This window comes from Micromonospora halotolerans, assembly GCF_032108445.1.
GTDB lineage: Bacteria > Actinomycetota > Actinomycetes > Mycobacteriales > Micromonosporaceae > Micromonospora > Micromonospora halotolerans.
Genome location: NZ_CP134876.1, coordinates 1,718,588 through 1,741,964, shown reverse-complemented (window position 1 = coordinate 1,741,964; position 23,377 = coordinate 1,718,588). Strand labels below are relative to the sequence as shown.

Sequence of the window (23,377 nt, the reverse complement as noted above, 5' to 3'; positions counted from 1 at the left end):
TCAGTTCTCCCTCCACGTGGCCACCCACCAGCGGGTGAGCAGCCCGGCGACCAGCCCGGTGACCAGCCCGGCCAGGGTGAGCAGGAGCAGCAGCGCCCAGCCGCGGCCGAGGTCCGGCCCGTCCGGGGCGGGGGACGCGGCGACCACGTCCACGGTCAGCTCCACCGGCATGCCCGGGGTGACCTGGGTGCCGGAGCGCGGCGCGAACGAGTTGCTGACCACCAGGCAGACGGTCCGCGCCGCCTGCACGCCGCTCGGGGTGGGTTCGGGGCTCTCCTCCTCGGCGGCCGACCAGCGCAGCCCGGCCGAGACCACGTCGGTACGCCCGCTGCCGGCGTCGACCCCCCGGACCAGTTCCCGCCCGTCCGCGGCGGTGGCCCGCAGCAGCACGCCGTAGTCCGGGTTCACCGGCCGGTCCAGCGCGACGCTCACAGAGGCGCGCAGTTCCTGCCCCGGGCGCACCGGCACCCGGTACCAGCGGTGCTCGGCGAACGCCTCCCGGTCGGTGTAGACGCCCGGGGCGAGCAGCGGGGCACCGTCGCACCCGGCCGACCCGCCGACGACCGTCGGGGTGGCGGTGTACGTGTCCCGGGCGCGGTCCACCAGTTGCTTGATCCGCCCGGTCAGCTCCTCGGCGCTCTGCGCCGCCGTGTACGTGCCGCCGGTGGCCGCGGCGATGCAGAGCAGCTGCCGGCGGACCTTCTCGTCGGGGGCCAGGCCGAGCGTGTCGACGACCAGCCGGGTGCCCTGGGCGGCCAGCTCGCGGGCCACCTGGCAGGGGTCGGGCGGCGCGCAGGTGTCCTCGCCGTCGGTGATCAGCACGATCCGGCGCGCCGTGCTGCCGGTGCCCAGGTCCTGCGCGGCGGAGCGGAGCGCGAGCCCCACCGGGGTGAAGCCGGTGGGGCGCAGCGTGGCGACGGCCGCCTTGGCCTGTGTACGGTCCACGGGGCCGACCGGCACGATCTGCTGGGTGTCCCGGCAGCCCTGCTTCTTGTCCTCGCCCCGGTAGGTGGCGCCGAGCACGCGGATGCCGAGCTGGGTCTCGTCCGGCAGCGCGTCGACCACCTCGTTGAACGCCTGTTGGGCCACGGAGATCCGGCTGCGCCCGTCGATGTCCCGGGCCCGCATCGAGCCGCTGACGTCCAGGACCAGTTCGACCTTGGGCGGCTCGGCGGGGGGTTCGGCGGTCTCGTCGTCGGCCGCGGCGGGCGGCGCGCCGAGCAGCGCGGTCGCCGCCAGCAGTCCGATCAGGACGGCCGCCGGTCGTCTCTTGTTGATCATCGGGCGAAGTGTAGTGAGATCCACTATGGAAGATCATCCGGGTCGCTCGATCAAGGTGGGTCGATGCGATCGGCGGCATGATCAGGAGTTGCGGGGCCGGGCCGCCCGCGCGCCGCGAATGGTAAGGAATTCGTGACGTTTCCGCAGGGTGACCCAACGTGAGGTGCCCGATGTAAACCTTTTGTGGGGTGGCGCATTCGTCGGAAATCTGACCAGGGCCGACCCGTTGTGCCACTGCCGCACTGTGGTTAAGCTCTGTCTTGCGCGCCCCAATCGCCCGCTTCCCCCGTGGCAGGCGATCGGGGCGCGCTTTTTCGCACCCGAAGCCGCCGCCGACGGGCGGGCCCGTGATCGCAACCGGTTTTCCGGCCCAGCGGGTGCCCCCGCCGGGCCGCGCCGGTCAGATCCAGCGACCGTCCAACCACATCCGGGCGGACCAGTCCGCGTAGGCCATCAGCCGGCCCACGAAGATCGGGTAGAAGTAGCCGAAGCAGAGGGCGACCAGCAGCACGTACGCGCCCGCGATGATCCCGCCGACCAGGCGGCGGTCGGCCGTGGCCTCGGTGCTCGGTGGCGGCGCCGTGCCGGCGACCGGGGCGGGCGAGACGATCGCGCCGAGCACGTAGACCACCGCCAGCACGAGGAACGGCACCGCCGGCGCGGCGTAGAACGAGAACATCGTGCGCCCGTCGAGGGCGAACCAGAACCAGGGCAGCAGGCCGGCGGCCACGCTGAGCACGATGGCGCCGGCCCGCCAGTCGCGCCGGGCCAGCCCGAGCCAGACCGTCGCCACCAGCGCCGGCAGGAACGACCACCACAGCAGCGGGGTGCCCAGCAGCAGGATCTCCGAGGCGCAGCTCGGCGCGCCGCAGTTGCCGTCACCGGACCAGTAGAAGGCGACCGGCCGGCCGAGCAGCAGCCACTGCCACGGCCAGGACTGGTACTTGTGCGGGTCGTCGAGCTGGGTGTGGAAGCCGTACGCGGCCTTGTGGTATTCCCACAGGTTGATCAGCGGCCCGATCACCGGGGTGTCGCTCAGCCCCGGGGTGTTCGGGTAGCGCTCGGCCAGGCGGTAGTAGCCCTCGTCGCCGAGCAGCCAGCCCGACCAGGTGAGCACGTAGGTCACGACCATCAGCGCGCCCGCCGCCAGCAGCCACGGCAGCTCGTCCAGCAGGGCGTCCCGCCACGGGCGGCGGGCTCCGGCCGAGCGGCGCACGCCGACCTCCCAGAGCAGCACGAGCAGCGCGAAGGCCGGGACGAAGTAGAGGCCGCTCCACTTCACCGCGCAGGCGCAGCCGAGCAGCACGCCGGCGGCCAGCCGCCACCACGGCCAGTCCCGCCAGGTCGACGGCGGCCGGCCCGCCCGCCCCGGCAGCGTCGGGTCGAGCCCCGCCTCCAGCGCCCGGGCCCAGCGCCGCCGCCGGGCGTCCCGGTCGAGCACCAGCGCGCCGAACGCGGCCAGCACGAACAGCAGCAGGAAGATGTCGAGCAGCGCGGTGCGGGAGAGCACGAAGTGGAAGCCGTCCAGGGCGAGCAGCAGCCCGGCCGCGCAGCCCAGCGTGGTGGACCGGAACATCCGCCGGCCGATCCGCACCAGCAGCAGCACCGACAGGGTGCCGGCGACGGCCGCCGCGAACCGCCAGCCGAACTCGGGGGCGGTGGTCATCAGGTGCCCGGGCACGGAGATCTTGGTCTCGGCGTCCTGGTAGCCGAAGGCCCACTCGCCGAGGCCGATGAGCCACTTGCCCAGCGGCGGGTGCACCACGTACGACGGGCCGTTGTCCTTGTAGTTCCACTCGACGCCGCGGTCGATCAGCCCGTACGCGTCGCGGGCGTAGTAGATCTCGTCGAAGATCTTCCCGTTGGGGCCGCTCAGCCCGACGAAGCGCAGGATGGCCGCGATCGCCACCACGACCCCGGTGGCCAGCCAGGCGCGCCCCCGGTCGAGGCGGGCGTCGACGGTGTCGAGCCGTCGCCGGACGACGGCCGGGATCCGGCCGCCGCCGCCGCTCGCCGCGGGGTTCGTGGCCTGGTCGGCGTTGGTCGGCCCGGCGGCGGACCCGCTCGCGTTCGCGCTCTGTGCTGTCGACGCACTCGTCACCCGGCGATCGTAGGCTGCGGAGGTGCCCGGTGGCGCCCGTCGTCTCCGAGATTGGTACGGCCGTCGATGAAGGAGCGCACGCCGTGGGTGAAATGTCCGAGGTTGGCCGCCTGGTGCTGCTCGGTGCGCCGCTGGGCAACCCGGCCGACGCGTCCGCCCGGTTCCGCGAGGTGCTCGCCGCCGCCGACGTGGTCGCCGCCGAGGACACCCGCCGGCTCACCCGGCTGGCCCGCGACCTGGCGGTCAGCGTGCCGGGCCGGATCGTCTCCTACTTCGAGGGCAACGAGGAGCGGCGCACCCCGGAACTGGTCGACGTCCTCGCCGCCGGCTACACCGTCGCGCTGGTCACCGACGGCGGGATGCCGAGCGTGTCCGACCCCGGCTACCGGCTGGTCCGGGCCGCCCTGGACGCCGGCGTCCCGGTGACCGCGGCCCCCGGGCCGAGCGCCGTGACCACCGCCCTGGCACTGTCCGGGCTGCCGTGCGACCGGTTCTGCTTCGAGGGTTTCCTGCCCCGCACGCCCGGCGCCCGCCGGTCCCGGCTGCGCGCGCTGGCCGCCGAGGAACGCACCCTGGTGCTCTTCGAGGCGCCGCACCGGATCGCCGGGGCGCTGGCCGACCTGGCCGAGGCGTTCGGCCCGGACCGGCCCGCCGCGCTCTGCCGCGAGCTGACAAAGACGTACGAGGAGGTGGTCCGCCGGCCGCTCGGCGAGCTGGCCGAGTGGGCCGCGGCGGGCGAGCCGCGCGGCGAGATCACCCTGGTCGTGGCCGGGGCGCCGCCGGCCGCGGCCGTCCGGCCGGACGACGACACGCTGCGCGCCGCGGTGGCCGCCCGGGAGGCGGCCGGGCTGTCCCGGCGGGACGCCGTCACGGAGGTGGCCACCGAGTACGGGCTGCGCCGCCGCGAGGTCTACACGGTCGTGCACAGCTGACCGGGAGGGCCCCCGGTCAACGCCCCCGGCACGGCAGGGGAGCGGCTACCAGGCCGCGGCCAGGAACCCGAGGGTGATCAGCAGCGGGCCGGCCAGCGCCACGCCCACCGCCCAGCGGCGGTGCCGGCGCTCCGGCAGCCGGGTGGCGCCGGTCCCGCGGGCGATCCCGGCGGCGCAGCCGGCCACCAGCAGCAGCCCGAGCAACCAGCGCAGGTGCCGGCCGGCGCCGGCGTCCGCGTAGGCGGTGCCGGCGGCCGGCCCGGTCATCCGGGCGGGCAGCATCGAGCCGGTGGCGGTGCGGTCGGCCGGCACCCCGCTGACCCGCACGCCGTGGGCCAGGAAGCGCTCGCCGTCGGCCAGGAAGAGCCCCCGGCAGCGCTGGGTCAGCCCGCCGCCGCTGCAGCCGGTGATCACCGCCGTGCCGCTCGTGCCGTGCCCCACGGCCAGCCAGAGCGGCCCGGCGCTCACCCAGGCGAAGAACGCGGCCAGCAGGCTCAGCGACAGCAGCACGGACAGGCCGGTGACCGGGTCCGGGGGACGGGCCGGACGGGTCCCGTCGCGCCCGGACGCCGACCGGCGGAGCGGCCACCGGCGGGACCGGCGGTGCGGCTCCTCCCGCAGCGGGGTGCCGTCCCAGTGCACCTCCTCGATCGGCGCCCAGGCGGTCCCGCCGTCGACCGCGGCGGAACGCCGGTGCCAGCGTGGCTGCCGGACCGGCACCCGGCGCGGGACGGCGTCCACCGGCGCCCCGGTCGTCGGTTCCACCTCGACGGGCGGGTCCGCCGGTTCCAGCCGGGGCTGGGGAGCCACCGTGCCGCGCGCCGGAGTCCGGCGCGCGGCACCCCGGCCGGGGGCGCGGAGGAGGGCCCGCCCGGCCCGGGTGCCGCTGGTCTGCTGGTCACGCCGTTCATTTCACACCGGCGGGACGGGCCCGCCGGGCAGCTCAGGCCGCGTGTCGGCGACAAATCGGGCGTACGGCCGGGGTCGGCGCGTGGTACGCGCCCTATTGGTTCGCCGGTGTCCCGCGGCAATCACTAGGCTTGGCGCTCATGAGTCACGTTCTCGCCGCGGTCGCCTGGCCCTACGCCAACGGCCCGCGCCACATCGGCCACGTATCCGGATTCGGCGTTCCCTCCGACGTCTTCGCCCGGTACATGCGGATGGCCGGTCACGACGTGCTCATGGTCTCCGGCACCGACGAGCACGGCACCCCGATCCAGGTGCAGGCCGACGCCGAGGGGGTCACCCCGCGCGAGCTGGCCGACCGCTACAACCGGGTGATCGCCGAGGACCTGCGGGCGCTGGGCCTGTCGTACGACCTGTTCACCCGGACCACGACCCGCAACCACTACGCCGTGGTGCAGGAGCTGTTCGAGGGGCTGCACCGCAACGGCTACATCGTCCCCAAGGTCACCACCGGGGCGATCTCCCCGTCCACCGGCCGGACCCTGCCCGACCGCTACATCGAGGGCACCTGCCCGATCTGCGGCTACGACAGCGCCCGCGGCGACCAGTGCGACAACTGCGGCAACCAGCTCGACCCGATCGACCTGATCAACCCGAAGTCGAAGATCAACGGCGAGACGCCGGAGTTCGTGGAGACCGAGCACTTCTTCCTGGACCTGCCGGCCCTGGCCGACGCGCTGCGGCAGTGGCTGGACAGCCGGGAGGGCTGGCGCCCCAACGTGCTCCGGTTCTCCCGCAACCTGCTCGACGACCTCCAGCCCCGGGCCATCACCCGGGACCTGGAGTGGGGGGTGCCGATCCCGCTCGACGGCTGGCGCGACCGGCCCGACAAGCGGATCTACGTCTGGTTCGACGCGGTCATCGGCTACCTGTCCGCCTCCATCGAGTGGGCCCGCCGCACCGGCGACCCGGAGGCCTGGCGGAAGTGGTGGTCCGCCGACGGCGAGGGCAAGGACGCCCGCGGCTACTACTTCATGGGCAAGGACAACATCGTCTTCCACTCGGTGATCTGGCCCGCGCTGCTCGGCGGCTACTCCGGCGAGGGCTCCCGCGACGGCGAGCCCGGCCGGCTGGGCCGGCTCAACCTGCCCACCGAGGTGGTCTCCAGCGAATACCTGACCATGGAAGGGCGCAAGTTCTCCTCCTCCCGCAAGGTCGTCATCTACGTCCGGGACTTCCTGGCGCGCTACGACGCCGACGCGCTGCGCTACTTCATCGCGGTGGCCGGCCCGGAGAGCAACGACACCGACTTCACCTGGGCCGAGTTCCTCCGCCGCAACAACGACGAGCTGGTCGCCGGCTGGGGCAACCTGGTCAACCGGTCCGTCTCGATGGCGGCGAAGAACTTCGGCGCGATCCCGCCGGTCGACGCCGCCGGCCTCACCAAGGCGGACCGGGCCCTGCTGGACACCGCGAAGGCCGGCTTCGCCACCGTCGGTGACCTGATCGCCCGGCACCGGCAGAAGCAGGCCATCGGCGAGGCCATGAAGGTGGTCGCCGAGGCCAACAAGTACCTGTCCGAGCAGGCGCCCTGGAAGCTCAAGGGCGAGGACGACAAGCCCCGGATGGGCACCATCCTGCACGTCGCCCTCCAGGTGGTCAGCGACGCCAACACGCTGCTCACCCCGTTCCTGCCGCACTCCGCGCAGAAGATCCACGAGCTGCTCGGCGGCACCGGGGTGCACGCCCCGATGCCGGTGATCGAGGAGGTCGAGGACCTCGACGGCGGGCCGGCGTACCCGGTGCTGACCGGCGACTACACGGTCGGTGCGCGGTGGGAGTCCGTACCCCTGGAGGTGGGCCGGCCGCTCGCGGCGCCGAAGCCGGTGTTCCGCAAGCTCGACCCGTCGATCGTCGACGAGGAGCTGGCCCGGCTGGCCGGCTGACGGCCCGACGCGCGACGCGGCCCCGGGGTGTCCCCGGGGCCGCCGCCGTCGGTGGATCAGGCGCGGGCCATCTTCGGCGCGCCGATGAACTCCATGATCGCCTGGTTGACCTCGGTCGGGTGCGTCCACGGGGTGCCGTGCGGCGCCCCCTTGAGCATGACCAGCCGGCAGTCCGACAGCATGTGCTGCAACCGCTGGCCGGTGGCCGGGAACGGCAGCACGTTGTCCTTGTCGCCCTGGATGATCAGCACCGGGATGGTGATGTTCGGCAGGTCGCCCCGGAAGTCGGTCAGCCAGGCGTCCACGGAGTCGTAGGTGGCCTTCGCCGACGCCTGCGCGCCGATCTGCCAGTGCGCCCGGTACGCCTCCTCGCTCACCCACTTGCCCTTGTTCTCGCTGTAGTTGAAGAACGCGTCGCAGAACTGGGTGAGGTAGGCGAACCGGTCCTGGATGATCGCCGCCTGGAACCCGTCGAACAGGCTCTTGTCGACGCCTTCCGGATTGTCGGCCGTCTTCAGCAGGAACGGCGCCAACGGGGCCATCAGCACCGCGCGCTCCACCCGGTCCGACCCGTACGCGCCCAGGTAGCGGGTCACCTCGCCGGTGCCCATCGAGTGCCCGACCAGGATCGCGTTGCGCAGATCCAGCTCGGTCATCAGCACGTCGAGGTCGGCGGCGAAGGTGTTGTAGTCGTAGCCGAACGCCGGTTGGGCGGAGTTGCCGAACCCGCGCCGGTCGTAGGTGATCACCCGGTAGCCGGCCGCCAGCAGTGGGTTGGCCATCTTCTCCCAGGTCGCCCCGTTGAAGGGGAAGCCGTGGATCAGGACGATCGGCTGGCCGGAACCGTGATCCTCGTAGTAGAGGTCGATGGGTGCGGAATTCTCCGTACCGACGGTGACGAAAGGCATGTCGGGTTCTCTCCCCTTGCGTGCGACTCGGACGCCCGCGCTTTCCCGGTCCGCTCCCCGTTATGCCGTCCGGTACGGCAGATCCACCACCCGGTCGTCGGTCAGCTCCGCTCCCGGCGCCCACGTCTCGTAGACGCCCCGCTCGTGGCACTGCGCCCCGGTCGTGGCCACCGCGTCCGGATCCGGCCGGCACAGCCGCAGCCGCAGCCAGCCCGCCTCCTCCCGCAGCACCAGGCAGGGCACCCCGCGCCAGGTCGCGTGGCGCAGCCGGCGGGCCGCCGACTCCACCGGGTAGCGGGCCGCCCGGGTCATCGCCAGCAGCCGGAACCCGCCGGGCTGGTCGGCCACCGCCTCGTACTCGACGCCGCCGTACCCGCCGACGAGCTGGGTGGAGCGGGGCGCGTCGCCGGTCGGCACGTACTCCTGGTCGGGGGAGAGGCCGGGCACCGCGGCGAGCAGGTGCCGCCACTGCGGGCCGACCATGCGCAGCCAGCCCCGCTGCTCCGCCTGGTAGGTGTAGAGCACCACCTCCAGCCCCTCCGCCGGGTAGGCGAGCAGGGTGGCGTTCGCCGGCATCGGCAGGTCCGCGAAGTCGCGCGTGACGAACTCCGGGATGAGCTGGGCGTTGCTCGGCACGAACCCGGTGCCCAGCACCGGCGGCCCGAGCCGGTCGCGCGGCGGCAGCGCCGTCAGCCCCCGGTGCGCCGGCCCGACCGGCACGTCGTAGTCCGCCGGGTCGGTGGCGCGCCAGCGCAGCGCGTACGCCACGTCGCCGCCCTCCGAGTCGCCCCGCAGCACCGCCATCCCGGCCGGGGTGCGCAGGTGCGCCACGTCGTGCTCCCGGTGGCAGAAGCCGTGCGGCAGCCAGCCCCGCACATAGCCGGCGAGCTGGCGGGCGGAGAGCACCTTCACCATCCGGGTGCCCGGGCGGATCACCGCCGAGCCGCGCACCGCCGCGAGATGCGGGTCGCCCGCCGCGCCGGGCTGCTGGCTGAGCTGGTGCAGGTACGCCCAGCCGTGCTCCCGGTGCAGCGGCATGAGCAGCGGCGGGTCGACGTCCTCCGTCGGCTCGGCCGCCCCGTGCACCGCGCTCACCTCGGTGACGTGCACGAACTTCCGCCACGGGTACGCCACCCCGGGCCGGGGCGCCCACTCGAACCCGGGCGCCTCCTCGGCGCTGAACAACTCGTACGCCGCGCCCCGGGCGATCTCCTCCGCCGGGTGGACGCGGCCGCCGTACGTCACGCGCAGCCCGGTCCGCTCGGGGGCGGCCTCGCCGGCCTGGGGAGTGGCGGTCACCCACGGACCGTAGGCGCGACAGATGTGGTGCACGTGAACAGTCGGTGGCGGTCCGGAAACGCCGGCCCCCGGCGGTGTGTGATGCTGGCCGCGATGAGCGAGCAGACCGAAACCCGCAAGCAGCGCGCCGCCCGCCGGGCCGGTGAGTTCCCGCCCGCCCCGGAGCCGCTGGCGGTGCCCGTGCTGGACAGCCACACCCACCTGGACATCACCGTCAGCGAGGCCGGCGTTCCCGGCGGGCCGGCCGACGATCCGGTGGGGGCGGCCGTCGCGGTGGCCGCCGGCGTCGGCGTGGACCGGCTCGTGCAGGTCGGCGTGGACGTCGAGTCGTCCCGGTGGGGCGCCGACGTCGCCGAGCGCTACGCCGCCGTGCTGGCCACCGCGGCGCTGCACCCGAACGAGGCGCCCCGCCTCGCCGACCTGGACGAGGCGCTGCGCGAGATCGAGGCCCTCGCCGGCCGGAGCCGGGTCCGCGGCATCGGCGAGACCGGGATGGACTTCTTCCGCACCGGCGACGAGGGGCGGGCCGCGCAGGAGGAGAGCTTCCGGGCGCACATCGCCATCGCCAAGCGGCACGGCAAGGCGCTGGTCATCCACGACCGGGACGCGCACGCCGACGTGCTGCGGATCCTCGACGACGAGGGCGCCCCGGACACCGTGGTGCTGCACTGCTTCTCCGGCGACGCCGACTTCGCCCGCGAGTGCGTCCGCCGGGGCTACCTGCTCAGCTTCGCCGGCACGGTCACCTTCGGCAGCGCCACAGCCCTGCGCGAGGCGGCCGCCGTCACCCCGCCCGGGCAGCTGCTCGTGGAGACCGACGCGCCGTACCTCACCCCGATGCCGCACCGGGGGCGGCCGAACGCCTCGTACCTCATCCCGCTGACCGTCCGGTTTTTGGCCGAGACCACCGGGGCGGACCTCGACGAACTCTGCGCGGCGATCTCCGCGACCGGCGAGCGCGCCTTCGGGCCGTGGTGAAAGGATGCCCGGCGTGACCGGACTCCTCGGCCCGGCGGAGATCCGGGAACTCGCCGCGCGGCTCGGCGTCACGCCGACCAAGAAGCTCGGCCAGAACTTCGTGCACGACCCCAACACGGTCCGCCGGATCGTCACCACGGCCGGGCTCACCCCGGACGACGTGGCGCTGGAGGTCGGCCCCGGCCTCGGCTCGCTCACCCTGGCCCTGCTGCCGGTGGCCGCGCACGTGCACGCCGTCGAACTCGACCCGGCGCTGGCCGCCGCGCTGCCGGAGACCGCCGAGCGGTTCGCCGGCCCGGACGCCGCCCGGCTCACCGTGCACCCCGCCGACGCGCTGCGGGTCACCGCCGCCGAGCTGGCCGACCCGGCGCCGACCGCGCTGGTGGCGAACCTGCCGTACAACGTGGCCGTGCCGGTGGTGCTGCACCTGCTCGCCGAGCTGCCCACCCTGCGCCACGGCCTCGTGATGGTCCAGAAGGAGGTCGCCGACCGGCTCGTCGCCGGTCCCGGCTCCAAGGTGTACGGCATCCCGTCGGTCAAGCTCGCCTGGTACGCCCGCTCCCGGGCCGCCGGCAAGGTCCCGCCGAACGTCTTCTGGCCGGTGCCGAACGTCGACTCCGGACTGGTCGCCTTCACCCGACGCGAGCCGCCCCGCGCCGACGTACCCCGGGAGGCCGTCTTCGCGGTGGTCGACGCGGCGTTCGCGCAGCGCCGCAAGACCCTCCGCGCCGCCCTCGCGGGCTGGGCCGGCGGCGCGGACCGGGCCGCCGCGGCGCTCACGGCCGCCGGCGTCGACCCCGGCGCGCGGGGCGAGTCACTGACCGTCGAGCAGTTCGCCGCCATCGCCGCGTCGGCCCCGGCCGCTTCCGCGGCCGCCCAGTAGGCTGGCGCCGTTACCGACCCCGCCGAGGAGCTGACCGTGCAGAAGCCGTTCGACATCCGCCTGCGCCCGCGGGACATCGTCCCGTGACCGAGGCCTGGCGACCGGACGACGAGGACGGGCAGCGGCGCGGGGCGAGCGGCCCGGTGAAGGTGCGGGTGCCGGCCAAGGTCAACCTGCACCTCGGGGTGGGCCCGCTGCGCCGGGACGGCTACCACGAGCTGAACACCGTCTACCACGCGATCTCCATCTACGACGAGCTGACCGCCCGCCGGGGCGACACGCTGACCCTCACCATGGAGGGTGAGGGCGCCGGCGAGCTGGCCCTGGACGACTCCAACCTGGTCATCCGGGCCGCCCACGCCCTCGCCGGCTACGCGGGCGTCCTGCCGCACGCCCGGCTGCACCTGCGCAAGCAGATCCCGCTCGCCGGCGGGCTGGCCGGGGGCAGCGCCGACGCGGCCGCCGCGCTGGTCGCCTGCGACGCGCTCTGGGGCACCGGGCTGTCCCGCGACGAACTGGCCGGGATCGCCGCCGACCTCGGCTCCGACGTGCCGTTCCTCATCCACGGCGGCACCGCGCTGGGCACCGGGCGCGGCGAGGCGGTCAGCCCGGTGCTGGCCCGCCCCACCTCCTGGCACTGGGTGGTGGCCCTCGCCGACGGCGGCCTCTCCACCCCGGCCGCCTACCGGGAGCTGGACCGGCTCCGCGACGCCGGCACCGCGGGGCAGCCGCTGGGCAGCACCGACGGGCTGCTGGGCGCGCTGCGCCAGCGCGACCCGCGGGTGCTCGCCGCCACGCTCGGCAACGACCTCCAGGCCGCCGCGCTCGCCATGCGCCCGTCGCTGGCCGAGACGCTCAAGGCGGGGGAGGCGGCCGGGGCGCTCGCCGGCCTCGTCTCCGGCTCCGGCCCGACCTGCGTCTTCCTCGCCACCGACGAGGCGCACGCCGCCCGGATCGCCGCCGACCTGTCCGCCGCCGGCGTCTGCCGGGAGGCGCGGGTCGCGCACGGCCCGGTCCCCGGCGCCCGCATCGTCTGAACCCCGCCCCGCCCGGTCCGCGTACCCTTGACGTGGGCGTCCCGGGCACCGGGGCGCCTTTGATCATGAAAGGTGGGTTCGTGGCCAACATCGTCAACCTGGACCGGGTGTCCAAGGGGTACGGCGCCGCCGGGCCGCTGCTCACCGACGTCTCGCTCGGCCTCGACGACGCCGACCGGGTCGGCGTCGTCGGCCTCAACGGCGCCGGCAAGTCCACCCTGCTGCGCCTGCTCACCAAGCAGGAGGAGCCCGACGACGGCCGCGTCACCCACCGCCGCGACCTGCGGGTCTCCTGGCTGCCGCAGAGCCTCGACCTGGCCCCCGAGGCCACCGTGCGGGACGTGGTGCTCGGCACCGCCTGGCTCGGCCAGAGCATGGGCGCCGAGCACGAGTGGGCCGGCGACGCCGGCGTCCGGGCCATCCTCGACGGCCTCGGCATGCCCCACCTCGGCCTCGACGCGCCGGTCGGGACGATGTCCGGCGGTGAGCGCCGCCGCGTCGCCCTCGCCGCCCTGCTGGTCCGCGACGCCGACCTGCTCATCCTCGACGAGCCCACCAACCACCTCGACGTCGGCGGCGTCGACTGGCTGGCCCGGCACCTCGTCACCCGCAAGGGCGCGCTCGTGGTGGTCACCCACGACCGCTGGTTCCTCGACGCCGTCTGCACCACCACCTGGGAGGTCGCCGACCAGACCGTCCGGGCCTACGAGGGCGGCTTCGCCGCCTGGACCCTGGCCCGCGTCGAGCGGCAGCGCGTCGCCGCCGCCACCGAGGCCCGCCGGCAGAACCTGCTCCGCAAGGAGATCGCCTGGCTGCGCCGCGGCGCGCCGGCCCGCACCTCCAAGCCGAAGTTCCGGATCGACGCCGCCAACGCGCTCATCGCCGACGTGCCGGAACCGCGCGACACCACGTCGCTGCAACGGCTCGCCACCGCCCGGCTCGGCAAGCAGGTGTACGACCTCGACCAGGTCACCCTGCACGCCGGCCCGAAGGAGATCCTGCACGACACCACCTGGCAGGTCGGCCCCGGCGACCGCGTCGCGATCCTCGGCCGCAACGGCGCCGGCAAGACCACCCTGCTGCGGATGCTCGCCGGAGTGACCCGCCCCGACGGCGGGCGGTTCGCCGCCGGGCAGACCGTACGCCCCGCGTTCCTCTCCCAGGAACTCGCCGAACTCCCCGGCAACCTGCGCGTCCTCGAAGCCGTCGAGGAGGTGGCCCGGCGGGTCCAGTTCGGCGACCGGGAGATCAGCGCCGCCCAGCTCGCCGAGGTCTTCGGCTTCGACGACCGGCGGCTCTGGACCCCGGTCAGCGACCTCTCCGGCGGCGAGCGCCGCCGGCTCCAGATGCTGCGGCTGCTCGCCGGCGAACCCAACGTGCTCCTCCTCGACGAGCCCACCAACGACCTGGACACCGACACCCTCGCCGCCCTGGAGGACCTGCTCGACTCCTGGCCCGGCACGATCGTCGTGGCCAGCCACGACCGCTACCTGATCGAGCGGGTCACCGACGTCGCGTACGGGATGTTCGGCGACGGCCGGCTGGTGCACCTCCCCGGCGGCGTCGACGAGTACCTGGCGCGCGCCGCCGCGCGCGGCGGCCCCGCGCCCGCGGACCTCACCCCGGCCGCGGCCGCCCCGGCCCGGGAGGGCATGTCCGCCGCCGAGGTACGCACCGCCAAGAAGGAGCTCAGCCGGCTGGAACGGCAGATCGCCAAGCTCGAACAGAAGGAGGCGACGCTGCACGAGCAGCTCGCCGCCAATGCCACCGACTACGCCAGGGTCGCCGAGCTGGACGCCCAGCTCAAGGAGGTCCGCGCCGAGCGCGACCGCACCGAGGAGGCCTGGCTGGCCCTCGCCGAGGAACTGCCGGCCGGCTGACACCGACCCGCCGGTGGGGGGTGTGCGGCGTCACTGACGGGCGTGCGGGACAATCGCAGGCGACCCCTCTTCCGTTCGGTCTTGGAGACGCACAGATGGCCCACACCCCCGTCAACCACCCCGCGCGGCCTGTCTACCGGGCGATCGGCGGGCTCGTTGGTCTGTACTTCGTCGTCTTCGGCGTGCTCGGCATCATCGCCAGCGCCGGCGACGACGTCCTCGCGCAGGACGACACGAAGGTCCTCGGCCAGGGCACCAACCTCGGCTTCTCGATGCTCGCCATCCTGCTCGGCGCCGCGATCCTGGTCGGCACGGTGATCGGCCGCAACCTCGACGTGGCGATCAACCAGTGGCTGGCCTACGCCCTCATGGTCCTCGGCCTGGCCGAGCTGGCGTTCCTGCACACCGACGCCAACATCTTCAACTTCTCGATCATGACCGACATCGTGGTGCTCACCCTGTCCCTGGTGCTCCTCATGGTCGGCATGTACGGCAAGGTCGGCACCGACGACGAGCACGAGGCCTGGCAGAAGGCCCGCCTGGTGCTCTGACCCGCAGCCACCCCCGAAGGCCCGGCGCCCGCCGGGCCTTCGGCGTTTTCCGGGGACGGGAGCGGGTGACTCGGGGGACAATTGGGCCAAACCAGTCAGCCGACCGGAGGTTCCCATGGCGCACTTCCCGGTGAACCACCCCGCACGGCCGCTCTACCGGGTCCTGTCCGGGCTCATCGGCCTCTACATCCTGGTGTTCGGCGTCTACGGGGTCTTCGAGACCTGGGGCGACGGGCTCTTCAGCCGGGAGGACACCACGGCCCTCGGCCTCCGCACCAACCTGGCGTTCGCCCTGGTCTCCGTGATCTTCGGCGCCTTCCTCATCATCGGCGCGTCCCGCCGCGGCAACCTCGGCCACTACATGAACCTGACCGCCGGTGCGGTCTTCCTGATCACCGGCATCCTCATGATGGCCGTGCTGCAGACCTCGGCGAACTTCCTCAACTTCTCGATGTCCACCGTCCTCATCTCGCTGGTGTTCGGGCTGGTCCTGCTCGCCACCGGCCTCTACGACAAGGTCGGCACCGACGAGCACGCCGCCGAGGAACGGCGCCGCCGCGAGCACCCCATCGCCGAGGCCAACCGCTGAGCGCGGCTCAGGCCCGCTTGCGGACGGTGATCAGACCCGGCTTCGCCTCCAGGTGCGACAGGCCGTTCCAGGCCAGGTTCACCAGGTGCGCCGCCACCGTCTCCTTCCGCGGCTTGCGCACCTCCAACCACCAGCGCCCCGTCAACGCGACCATGCCCACCAGCGCCTGCGAGTACAGCTCCGCCAGCTTCGGGTCGTAGCCCCGACTGGAGAACTCCGCACCCAGGATGTGCTCCACCTGGTGCGCCACATCGTTCATCACGCTGCTGAAGTTGCCCGTCGCCGACATCAACGGCGACTCCCGGACCAGCACCCGGAACCCGCTGGTCTCCTCCTCGATGTACGTCAGCAGCGTCAACGCCGCCTGCTCCAGCAACTCCCGCGGATGCCCCGCCGTCAACGCCGTGGTGATCCGGTCCAGCAACGAGCGGACCTCCCGGTCCACCACCACCGCGTAGAGCCCCTCCTTGCCGCCGAAATGCTCGTAGACCACCGGCTTGGACACCTTGGCCCGGGCCGACACCTCCTCGATCGAGGTGGCGTCGAACCCGCGCTCGGCGAAGATCTGCCGCGCAATCGAGATCAACTGCTCGCGTCGTTGGGTCGCGGACATCCGAACCCGGGAAGGCTTCGCCGCCGGGACGGCCCGCCTGCGGGCGGAGCTGGCGTCGCTGCCGGGAACGTCGGTCACCCGGCCCATCCTGCCAAACCCCACCCGCCCCGAACGACCGGTTACCGCGCCGGTCGGCCGCGCACCCGCCCCGGCTCCACCAGCTTCGCCGTGATCCGCTCCGGTTTCGGCCACCGCACCGACCAGGCCGCGCCGACCTTCTCCAGCAGCCAGATCACCCGCGCCGACGGATCGACCTGCCCGCGCAGCACCCCGTGGCGCGCGCTCGTCGGCTCGGCGTGGTGCAGGTTGTGCCAGCTCTCCCCGAACGACAGCAACGCCAACGGCCAGAAGTTCGACGCCCGGTCGCCCTGCCGTACCGCGAACGGGCGCTCACCGTAGACGTGGCACACCGAGTTGATCGACCAGGTGACGTGGTGCAGCAGCGCGATCCGGACCAGCCCACCCCAGAAGAACGCCGTCAGCGCGCCCTGCCACGACCCGGTGAGCAGCCCGCCCATCGCCGCCGGCCCGAGCATCGAGACCACCACCAGCACCGGGAACAACCGGTCGACGCGGCGCGTGATCGGATCGGCGAGCAGGTCCGGCGCGAACCGCTCCCGGTTCGACAACTCCCGGTTGAACAGCCAGCCGACGTGCGCGTGGAACAGCCCCTTCGTCAGCCCGCCGATGCTCTCCCCGAACCGCCACGGCGAGTGCGGATCGCCCTCCTGGTCGGAGAACGCGTGATGCCGCCGGTGGTCGGCCACCCACTGGACGATCTCGCCCTGCACGGCGAACGAGCCCGCCACCGCCAGGACCGCCCGCAGCCACGGTTTCGCCTTGAACGAGCCGTGGGTGAAATAGCGGTGGTAGCCGACCGTGATGCCCAGGCCGGACAGCACGTACCAGAACGCGGCCACCAGCACGTCGGTCCAGCCCAGCCAGCCGCCCCAGGCCACCGGCACGGCGGCCAGCAGGGCGAGGAACGGTACGACCACGAAGGCCCACAGTGCGATCAGGATGCCGGGTGACTGGTGGCCCTGGGTGAGTGGCTTCGGGCCGCTGTCCGGGCCGGTCACTGTGGTCGACATGGCACCTCCCAGTGGAACGGGACTACGCCTACGTCACCGTAACCAGGAGCGCGCTAGATCGCAGCGGACACGTCGCTTCGTCGATGGCCGACCTGTCGTACGGGTGTCCTAACCTGCCGGAGTGACCGACCCGCTCGCCGCCGAGGCGCGCCGCCTGCGCGTCGAGGAACAGCTCTCCGTCGCGCAGATCCGGGCCCGCCTGGGCATCGGCCGCGACCGGGTATACGCGCTGCTGCGCGGCGTCCCGCCACCCGAGTGGACCCGGCGACCCCGGGCCCGTGACGCGGAGCGTGCCGAGGCCGAGCGACTCCGGGGCGAGGGCCGGTCGGTCGGCGAGATCGCGGCGCAGCTCGGCGTCGCCAAGTCGACCGCCTACCAGTGGGTGCGGCACCTGCCGTTGAGCCCGGACGAGGCGACGGCGCAGCGGCGGCGGGCGCATTCGAAAGCGATGACGGACGCCCGCTGGAGCGCGTACCGGGAGGCACGGGACGGGGCCCGGGCGGCGGAACACGAGCGGGCGGCCGGTGTGGTCGGCGCGCTCGACGACCGTGACCTGCTGGTGCTCGGGGCGGCGATCTACTGGTGCGAGGACTCGAAGAGCAAGCCGGACAACTCCCGCTACGACCTCACCTTCACCAACAGCGACATCCGGTTGGTGGAGCTGTTCGTCCGGTTCGTCGATGCAACGGGAAGATCCCGCCATGACCTTCGCTACCGGGTGAGCATTCACGAAAATGCGGACGCAGAGGCCGCCGGTTGCTGGTGGGCCGCTCAGCTGGGGGTGGATCCCGGCTCGTTTCAACGGCCGACCCTGAGGCGGCACAATCCGCGGACGACGCGGACCAACGTCGGGGCGAACTACCGGGGTTGTCTCGTGGTACGTGTTCCCCGATCGCGTGAGCTCTACCTCTGGATAGCGGGCGTGGTGGAGGGCTTGGCCGCCGAACGTGGCACCGATCCGAGCCATCGGAAGGTGGACGACAGGCGCTAAGCTGTTGGCGATCCTTCGGCCGTGGTGTAACTGGCAACACCCAAGATTTTGGTTCTTGTGTTTCAGGTTCGAATCCTGGCGGCCGAGCAATTCTCTGGTATCGGTGCCCTTCTTGGGGTATGCGGCGACCTGCCCGGCGGTCTGGTTAGCATGGCCGCGAGACTGTCGCCGTCCCGACTGGAGCCACGTCGTGTCCCAGCCCCACCTCCGCACCGTTGTCGTGCTCGCCGCCGGTGAGGGCAAGCGGATGAAGTCGGCCCTGCCCAAGGTGCTGCACCCGCTGCTCGGTCGTACCCTGCTCGGTCACGTGCTGGCCGCGGCCGCGCCGCTCGGCGCGGACCGCCAGGTGGTCGTGGTCGGCCACGGCGCCGACCAGGTGCGCGCGCACCTGGCCGAGATCGCCCCGGCGGCCACCCCCGTGCTCCAGGAGCGGCAGCTCGGCACCGGGCACGCGGTGCGGATCGCGCTGGACGCGGTCTCGGAGGCCGCCGGCACGGTCGTGGTGATCAACGGGGATGTGCCGCTGCTGCGGCCCGACACCGTGGTGGCCCTGGTCGAGGCGCACGAGGGCGCCGCCGCGGCGGCGACCGTGCTGGCCGCCGAGGTGCCCGACCCGACCGGCCTGGGCCGGATCGTGCGCGACGCGCAGGGGCGGCTGGCGCAGATCGTCGAGGAGCGGGACGCCACCCCGGAGCAGCGCGCGCTGCGGGAGATCAACGCGGGCATCTACGCGTTCGACGTGGCGCGGCTGCGGGATGCGCTGGGCAAGCTCTCGACGGACAACGAGCAGGGCGAGGAGTACCTGACCGACGTGTTCGGCCTGCTCCGGGACGCGGGGGAGCCGGTCGCGGTGCACTGCGCGGCCGATCACGTGGAGACGCTGGGCTGCAACGACCGGGTCGAGCTGGCCGCGCTGCGGCGGCTGCTGCGCGACCGGGTGAACGAGGGCTGGATGCGGACCGGGGTGAGCATCCTGGACCCGCACACCACCTGGATCGACGTGACGGTGACCGTCGAGCGGGACGCGGTGATCGACCAGAACACCCAGTTGCAGGGCGCGACGGTGGTCGGCGCGGGCGCGCTGGTGGGTCCGGACACCACCCTGGTGGACACCACGGTGGGCGCGGGTGCGAGCGTGGTGCGCAGCCACGCGGTGGGCGCCGAGGTGGGCCCGGAGGCCAGCGTCGGGCCGTACGCGTACCTGCGGCCGGAGTCGCGGCTGGGCCGGAAGGCGAAGGTCGGCACGTTCGTGGAGACGAAGAAGGCCGCCATCGGCGAGGGGTCGAAGGTGCCGCACCTGTCGTACGTGGGTGACGCGACGATCGGCGAGCACAGCAACATCGGCGCGGCGACGGTGTTCGTCAACTACGACGGGGTGCGCAAGCACCACACCACCATCGGCAGTCACGCGCGGACCGGGGCGGACAACATGTTCGTGGCGCCGGTGCGGGTGGGGGACGGCGCGTACACGGCGGCGGGCTCGGTGATCATCTCGGATGTGCCGGCGGGCGCCATGGCGGTGGCCCGGGGTCAGCAGCGCAACGTCGAGGGCTGGGTGCTGCGCAAGCGGTCCGGCACGGCGGCCGCGGAGGCGGCGCAGCGGGCCCGCGAGGGTGCGTCGGACCCGGCCGGTGCCGCAAGCGAAGGTGACTGAATCCACGGGGGACCGGAGACCGTGGGAGGACCGGTGAACGCGGGGGATACTGCAACCGAATAGTCCCCGGCTCACCGCCGCCGGGAACCACCGACATACGGGAGCAGACGGGCCCATGGGCAGCATCGTCGCCGAAAACCGCAAGAGCCTGATGCTCTTCTCCGGACGGGGTTTTCCGGAGCTGGCCAAGGAGATCGGTGAGGTGCTCGGCGTCGCGCCGACGCCCTCCGACTCGTACGATTTCGCCAACGGTGAGATCTTCGTGCGCTTCAAGGACTCGGTACGCGGTTCGGACGCCTTCGTGGTGCAGTCCGTGACGCACGGGGTCAACACCTGGGTGATGGAAACCCTGATCATGGTCGACGCGCTGAAGCGCGGGTCGGCCAAGCGGATCACGGTGGTCCTGCCGTTCTACCCCTACTCGCGGCAGGACAAGAAGCACCGCGGCCGGGAGCCGATCTCGGCGCGGCTGGTGGCCGACCTGCTGAAGACGGCGGGCGCGAACCGGATCCTGACGGTCGACCTGCACACCGCGCAGATCCAGGGCTTCTTCGACGGCCCGGTGGACCACCTGTTCGCCATGGACGTGCTGGCCGAGTACGTGGAGCACAAGTACGCGGGCCGGCCGATGACCGTGGTGGCGCCGGACTCGGGTCGGGTGCGGGTGGCCGAGCGTTGGACGGACCGGCTGGGTGGCTGCCCGCTGGCGTTCATCCACAAGACGCGGGATCCGCTGAAGCCGAACCAGGTGGTGGCGAACCGGGTGGTCGGCGAGGTCGAGGGCCGGGTCTGCCTGATCGTCGACGACATGATCGACACCGGTGGCACGATCAGCAAGGCCGCCGACATCCTGAAGGAGTCGGGCGCGGCGGAGATCGTGGTGGCCTCCACCCACGCGCTGCTGTCCGACCCGGCGACCGAGCGGCTGAAGAACAGCCCGATCAGCGAGGTCGTGGTGACCAACACGCTGCCGTTGCCGCCGGAGAAGCAGCTCGACAAGCTGACCGTGCTGTCGATCGCCCCGCTGCTGGCCCGGGCGATCCGGGAGGTCTTCGACGACGGCTCGGTGACCACCCTGTTCGGTGGCCTGAGCTGAGTTCCGCGCCCCGCCCGGCGGCGGCCCTCCGCGTGGGTCGCCGCCGGTCGGGAAAGTGGCCGGCACGGTACCACCGGCGGTGATATGGGGACTGCCGGAAAGCTCGGAAATCGCTCGGGTAGACTGGTGCGGTTGCCACGGCGAGGGTGCCCGGCGGGCCGCTGAAAAGCACCGCACGGAGGCGCCGTCATCGACGCGGTGCTCCGGGCGGTCGTTCACGACGTTGAGCCCCAGCGAGCCCCTCGCCCAGCACCGCCAGACGACAAGCCGCCGCAGCGAAGCATCAGGAGTTTCCCCGTGTCCGAGGTAAAGATCAGCGCCGAGCCCCGTACCGAGTTCGGCAAGGGTGGTGCCCGTCGTACCCGCCGGGCCGGCAAGGTGCCCGCCGTGCTGTACGGCCACGGCGAGAAGCCCAAGCACATCGCGCTCCCGGCGCGTGAGTTCGCCGCCGCGATCCGCAAGGGCGGTGCGAACCAGCTCTTCGCGATCGAGGTCAGCGACGGCACCCAGGTGCTGGCGCTGCCGAAGGCGATCCAGCGTGACCCGATCAAGGACACCTTCGAGCACGTGGACCTGCTGCTGGTCCGCCGGGGCGAGAAGGTCACCGTCGAGGTTCCGATCCAGCTGACCGGCGAGGCCGCCAAGGACACCCTGATCGTGCACGACCACGACACGCTCACGGTGACCGCCGACGCCACGAAGGTGCCGGACCACCTGGAGGCGTCGATCGAGGGCGCCGAGGCCGGCACCCAGATCACCGCCGCCGACGTGACGCTGCCGGCCGGTGTCGAGCTGGCCGCGGACGGGGAGCTGCAGGTCGCCTCGGTGACCGCCGCCCCGACCGCCGAGCAGCTCGAGGCCACCCTCCCCGAGGTCGAGGTCGCCGAGGAGGAGGCCGAGGCCGAGGTCGGCGAGGAGACCGCCGAGGCTCCGGAGGGCGCTCCGGCCGAGGGCGAGCCGGCTGCCGAGGAGCCGAAGACCGAGGCCTGATCGGTTTCGCAGGCTGTGCGACAGGCGTCCCCGGTTCCCGGGGGCGCCTGTCGGCGTATCGGAGACGGGTCGGCGGGCTGAGCGGAAGGGACGTGGCGTGACGGACGAGGCGGGGCCGTGGCTGGTGGTCGGCCTGGGCAACCCCGGTCGGGAGTACGCGGGCAACCGGCACAACGTCGGCTTCATGGTGGCGGAGCTGCTGGCCGCCCGGGTGGGCGGGAAGTTCGGCCGGCACAAGCGCGCGGTGGCCGAGGTGGCCGAGGGAAGGCTGGGTTTCGGCGGCCCGAAGCTGGTGCTGGTGAAGCCGCTGACGTACATGAATCTTTCCGGCGGCCCGGTGGTCGGGCTGGCGCAGTTCCACAAGATCCCGCCGGGGCGCGTGATCGCGGTGCACGACGAGCTGGACATCCCCTACGGCCAGTTGCGGGTGAAGTGCGGTGGCGGCGAGGGCGGTCACAACGGCCTGCGCTCGATGTCGAAGTCGCTGGGCACGAAGGACTACGTGCGGGTGCGGTTCGGCATCGGCCGGCCGCCGGGCCGGCAGGACCCGGCCGACTACGTGCTGTCGGACTTCTCCGCTGCCGAGCGCAAGGAGCTGGAGTTCCTGGTGGACCGGGCGGCGGACGTGGTGGAGTCGGTGGTGACCAAGGGCGTGGAGCCGACGCAGAACCTGTACCACGGGGCCTGAGGCGCCGGGCGGGGCGTCCCGGGCGGGTCGGTCCGGTGCCGGTAGTCTGCGCCTTCTGACGTGCGACGGTGGGCGACGGGAGCGGGAACACCATGGGCAGTCCTCCGATGATCGACGGCGCGTTCGCCCGGTGGTTGGCGGCCCGGGCCGGGCAGGCGCTGATGGGCCTGCGCGCGGAGCTGGGCTTCGCCGACGCGGGGGCGCTGAAGTCGGCCGGGGACAAGGTCTCGCACGATCTGATCCGCACCGAGCTGGCGAAGTGGCGGCCGGCGGACTCGGTGCTGTCGGAGGAGGACGAGGGTTCGCGGCTGGCCTGGACGGCCGAGGTGAGCAGCGACGCGGTGTCCCGGCTGAACGCGGACCGGGTGTGGATCATCGATCCGCTCGACGGCACCCGGGAGTTCGCCGAGGAGGGCCGCTCGGACTGGGCGGTGCACGTGGCGCTCTGGGCGCGCAGCGCGCCGACGCCGCACGGTCTGGTCGCGGGCGCGGTGGGGTTGCCGGCGCAGCACCGGGTGCTGGGCACGGACTACCCGCCGGCGTACCCGCCGATGACCCTGGAGGCCGCCACGGCGGGCGGCGGCAGGACCATCCGGTTGGCGGCCAGCCGTAGCCGTCCGCCGGTTTTCCTGACCGATCTGGCAGAGGACATCGGCGCGCATCTGGTCCCGATGGGCTCGGCGGGCGCGAAGATCGCCGCTGTGGTCACCGGCGAGGTCGACGCGTACATCCACGCGGGCGGTCAGTACGAGTGGGACTCGGCCGCTCCGGTCGCTGTGGCGACGGCCACCGGACTGCACGCTTCCCGGATCGACGGATCTGCGCTGAAATACAACGAGGCCGACCCACGCCTGCCCGACCTGCTGGTCTGCCGCAAGGATCTCGCCAGCCGGTTGCTTGCAGCGCTGCAGAGGCATTCCGGGTAGCCTGAGCGTTCTTCTTCACGAGTCCGACCGGAAAGGT

The 23,377-nt window shown here is 73.1% G+C and carries 20 protein-coding genes, 1 tRNA gene and 1 pseudogene; 15 read left to right on the top strand and 7 right to left on the bottom strand.

Going from position 1 to position 23,377, the window contains the following annotated elements:
• Window positions 1–1,281 (bottom strand): VWA domain-containing protein, encoded by a 1,281-nt coding sequence (locus RMN56_RS08000; protein WP_313723181.1) that lies wholly within the window; start codon window positions 1,279–1,281, stop codon window positions 1–3.
• Window positions 1,282–1,681: 400 nt separating this feature from the next.
• Window positions 1,682–3,382 carry a dolichyl-phosphate-mannose--protein mannosyltransferase gene (locus tag RMN56_RS07995; protein WP_376787284.1) on the bottom strand — a complete coding sequence of 567 codons (1,701 nt, stop codon included), beginning with the start codon at window positions 3,380–3,382 and terminating at the stop codon, window positions 1,682–1,684.
• A gap of 92 nt (window positions 3,383–3,474) precedes the next feature.
• On the opposite strand from RMN56_RS07995, the gene rsmI reads away from it, so the two are divergent.
• Window positions 3,475–4,314, top strand: a complete 840-nt coding sequence (gene rsmI / locus RMN56_RS07990; protein ID WP_376787312.1) for a 16S rRNA (cytidine(1402)-2'-O)-methyltransferase — start codon at window positions 3,475–3,477, stop codon at window positions 4,312–4,314.
• A gap of 45 nt (window positions 4,315–4,359) precedes the next feature.
• On the opposite strand, the gene RMN56_RS07985 is transcribed toward rsmI, so the two are convergent.
• Window positions 4,360–5,124 (bottom strand): hypothetical protein, encoded by a 765-nt coding sequence (locus RMN56_RS07985; RefSeq protein ID WP_313723179.1) that lies wholly within the window; start codon window positions 5,122–5,124, stop codon window positions 4,360–4,362.
• Between the two features lie 239 nt (window positions 5,125–5,363).
• On the opposite strand from RMN56_RS07985, the gene metG reads away from it, so the two are divergent.
• On the top strand, window positions 5,364–7,166 hold the full coding sequence (gene metG / locus RMN56_RS07980; RefSeq protein WP_313723178.1) for a methionine--tRNA ligase: 1,803 nt from the start codon (window positions 5,364–5,366) through the stop codon (window positions 7,164–7,166).
• A 56-nt stretch (window positions 7,167–7,222) separates the two neighbouring features.
• Here metG and RMN56_RS07975 read toward each other — a convergent pair whose 3' ends face one another.
• Both RMN56_RS07975 and RMN56_RS07970 read right to left on the bottom strand, forming a co-directional pair.
• Window positions 7,223–8,074: an alpha/beta fold hydrolase gene (locus RMN56_RS07975; RefSeq protein ID WP_313723177.1), complete on the bottom strand. Its 852-nt coding sequence runs from the start codon at window positions 8,072–8,074 to the stop codon at window positions 7,223–7,225.
• A gap of 60 nt (window positions 8,075–8,134) precedes the next feature.
• The gene (locus tag RMN56_RS07970) at window positions 8,135–9,373 is read right to left on the bottom strand and encodes a hypothetical protein (protein ID WP_313723176.1); all 1,239 of its coding nucleotides are present in this window, start codon (window positions 9,371–9,373) and stop codon (window positions 8,135–8,137) included.
• 81 nt (window positions 9,374–9,454) lie between these two features.
• Between RMN56_RS07970 and RMN56_RS07965 the strand changes: the two genes are divergently transcribed.
• The 6 genes from RMN56_RS07965 (at window position 9,455) to RMN56_RS07940 (ending at window position 15,291) form a co-directional block, all read left to right on the top strand.
• A complete protein-coding gene (locus RMN56_RS07965) occupies window positions 9,455–10,351 on the top strand; it encodes a TatD family hydrolase (RefSeq protein WP_313723174.1) in 897 nt (298 codons plus the stop codon).
• A gap of 13 nt (window positions 10,352–10,364) precedes the next feature.
• Entirely contained in the window at window positions 10,365–11,234 is an 870-nt protein-coding gene (gene rsmA / locus RMN56_RS07960) for a 16S rRNA (adenine(1518)-N(6)/adenine(1519)-N(6))-dimethyltransferase RsmA (protein ID WP_313723173.1), read from the top strand.
• Between the two features lie 83 nt (window positions 11,235–11,317).
• Window positions 11,318–12,271, top strand: coding sequence for a 4-(cytidine 5'-diphospho)-2-C-methyl-D-erythritol kinase (locus RMN56_RS07955; RefSeq protein WP_313723172.1), 954 nt, complete (start codon window positions 11,318–11,320; stop codon window positions 12,269–12,271).
• Window positions 12,272–12,351: 80 nt separating this feature from the next.
• Window positions 12,352–14,151 carry an ABC-F family ATP-binding cassette domain-containing protein gene (locus RMN56_RS07950; protein ID WP_313723171.1) on the top strand — a complete coding sequence of 600 codons (1,800 nt, stop codon included), beginning with the start codon at window positions 12,352–12,354 and terminating at the stop codon, window positions 14,149–14,151.
• Between the two features lie 95 nt (window positions 14,152–14,246).
• Window positions 14,247–14,702, top strand: a complete 456-nt coding sequence (locus RMN56_RS07945) for a DUF4383 domain-containing protein (RefSeq protein WP_313723170.1) — start codon at window positions 14,247–14,249, stop codon at window positions 14,700–14,702.
• Between the two features lie 115 nt (window positions 14,703–14,817).
• Complete coding sequence (locus RMN56_RS07940) at window positions 14,818–15,291, top strand: DUF4383 domain-containing protein (protein WP_313723168.1); 474 nt, start codon at window positions 14,818–14,820, stop codon at window positions 15,289–15,291.
• A gap of 7 nt (window positions 15,292–15,298) precedes the next feature.
• Here RMN56_RS07940 and RMN56_RS07935 read toward each other — a convergent pair whose 3' ends face one another.
• Together RMN56_RS07935 and RMN56_RS07930 are read right to left on the bottom strand one after the other, a co-directional pair.
• Window positions 15,299–15,982: a TetR family transcriptional regulator gene (locus RMN56_RS07935; protein WP_313723167.1), complete on the bottom strand. Its 684-nt coding sequence runs from the start codon at window positions 15,980–15,982 to the stop codon at window positions 15,299–15,301.
• A 41-nt stretch (window positions 15,983–16,023) separates the two neighbouring features.
• Complete coding sequence (locus RMN56_RS07930; protein WP_313723165.1) at window positions 16,024–16,995, bottom strand: acyl-CoA desaturase; 972 nt, start codon at window positions 16,993–16,995, stop codon at window positions 16,024–16,026.
• Between the two features lie 121 nt (window positions 16,996–17,116).
• Here RMN56_RS07930 and RMN56_RS07925 point away from each other — a divergent pair, with 121 nt between their 5' ends.
• The 7 genes and pseudogenes from RMN56_RS07925 to RMN56_RS07895 all read left to right on the top strand — a co-directional run bounded on the left by RMN56_RS07925 (window position 17,117) and on the right by RMN56_RS07895 (window position 23,340).
• Window positions 17,117–17,986, top strand: a complete 870-nt coding sequence (locus tag RMN56_RS07925) for a helix-turn-helix domain-containing protein (protein WP_313723164.1) — start codon at window positions 17,117–17,119, stop codon at window positions 17,984–17,986.
• Between the two features lie 15 nt (window positions 17,987–18,001).
• Window positions 18,002–18,073: transfer RNA gene (locus tag RMN56_RS07920), tRNA-Gln, on the top strand.
• Between the two features lie 103 nt (window positions 18,074–18,176).
• A pseudogene (glmU, locus tag RMN56_RS07915) lies at window positions 18,177–19,703 on the top strand (bifunctional UDP-N-acetylglucosamine diphosphorylase/glucosamine-1-phosphate N-acetyltransferase GlmU).
• A 52-nt stretch (window positions 19,704–19,755) separates the two neighbouring features.
• Entirely contained in the window at window positions 19,756–20,736 is a 981-nt protein-coding gene (locus RMN56_RS07910) for a ribose-phosphate diphosphokinase (RefSeq protein WP_262287165.1), read from the top strand.
• Window positions 20,737–21,033: 297 nt separating this feature from the next.
• On the top strand, window positions 21,034–21,726 hold the full coding sequence (locus RMN56_RS07905) for a 50S ribosomal protein L25/general stress protein Ctc (RefSeq protein ID WP_313723163.1): 693 nt from the start codon (window positions 21,034–21,036) through the stop codon (window positions 21,724–21,726).
• Window positions 21,727–21,823: 97 nt separating this feature from the next.
• Entirely contained in the window at window positions 21,824–22,414 is a 591-nt protein-coding gene (gene pth, locus RMN56_RS07900; RefSeq protein WP_262287163.1) for an aminoacyl-tRNA hydrolase, read from the top strand.
• A gap of 92 nt (window positions 22,415–22,506) precedes the next feature.
• Window positions 22,507–23,340: an inositol monophosphatase family protein gene (locus tag RMN56_RS07895; RefSeq protein WP_313723162.1), complete on the top strand. Its 834-nt coding sequence runs from the start codon at window positions 22,507–22,509 to the stop codon at window positions 23,338–23,340.
• The last annotated feature ends 37 nt before the right edge of the window (window positions 23,341–23,377 follow it).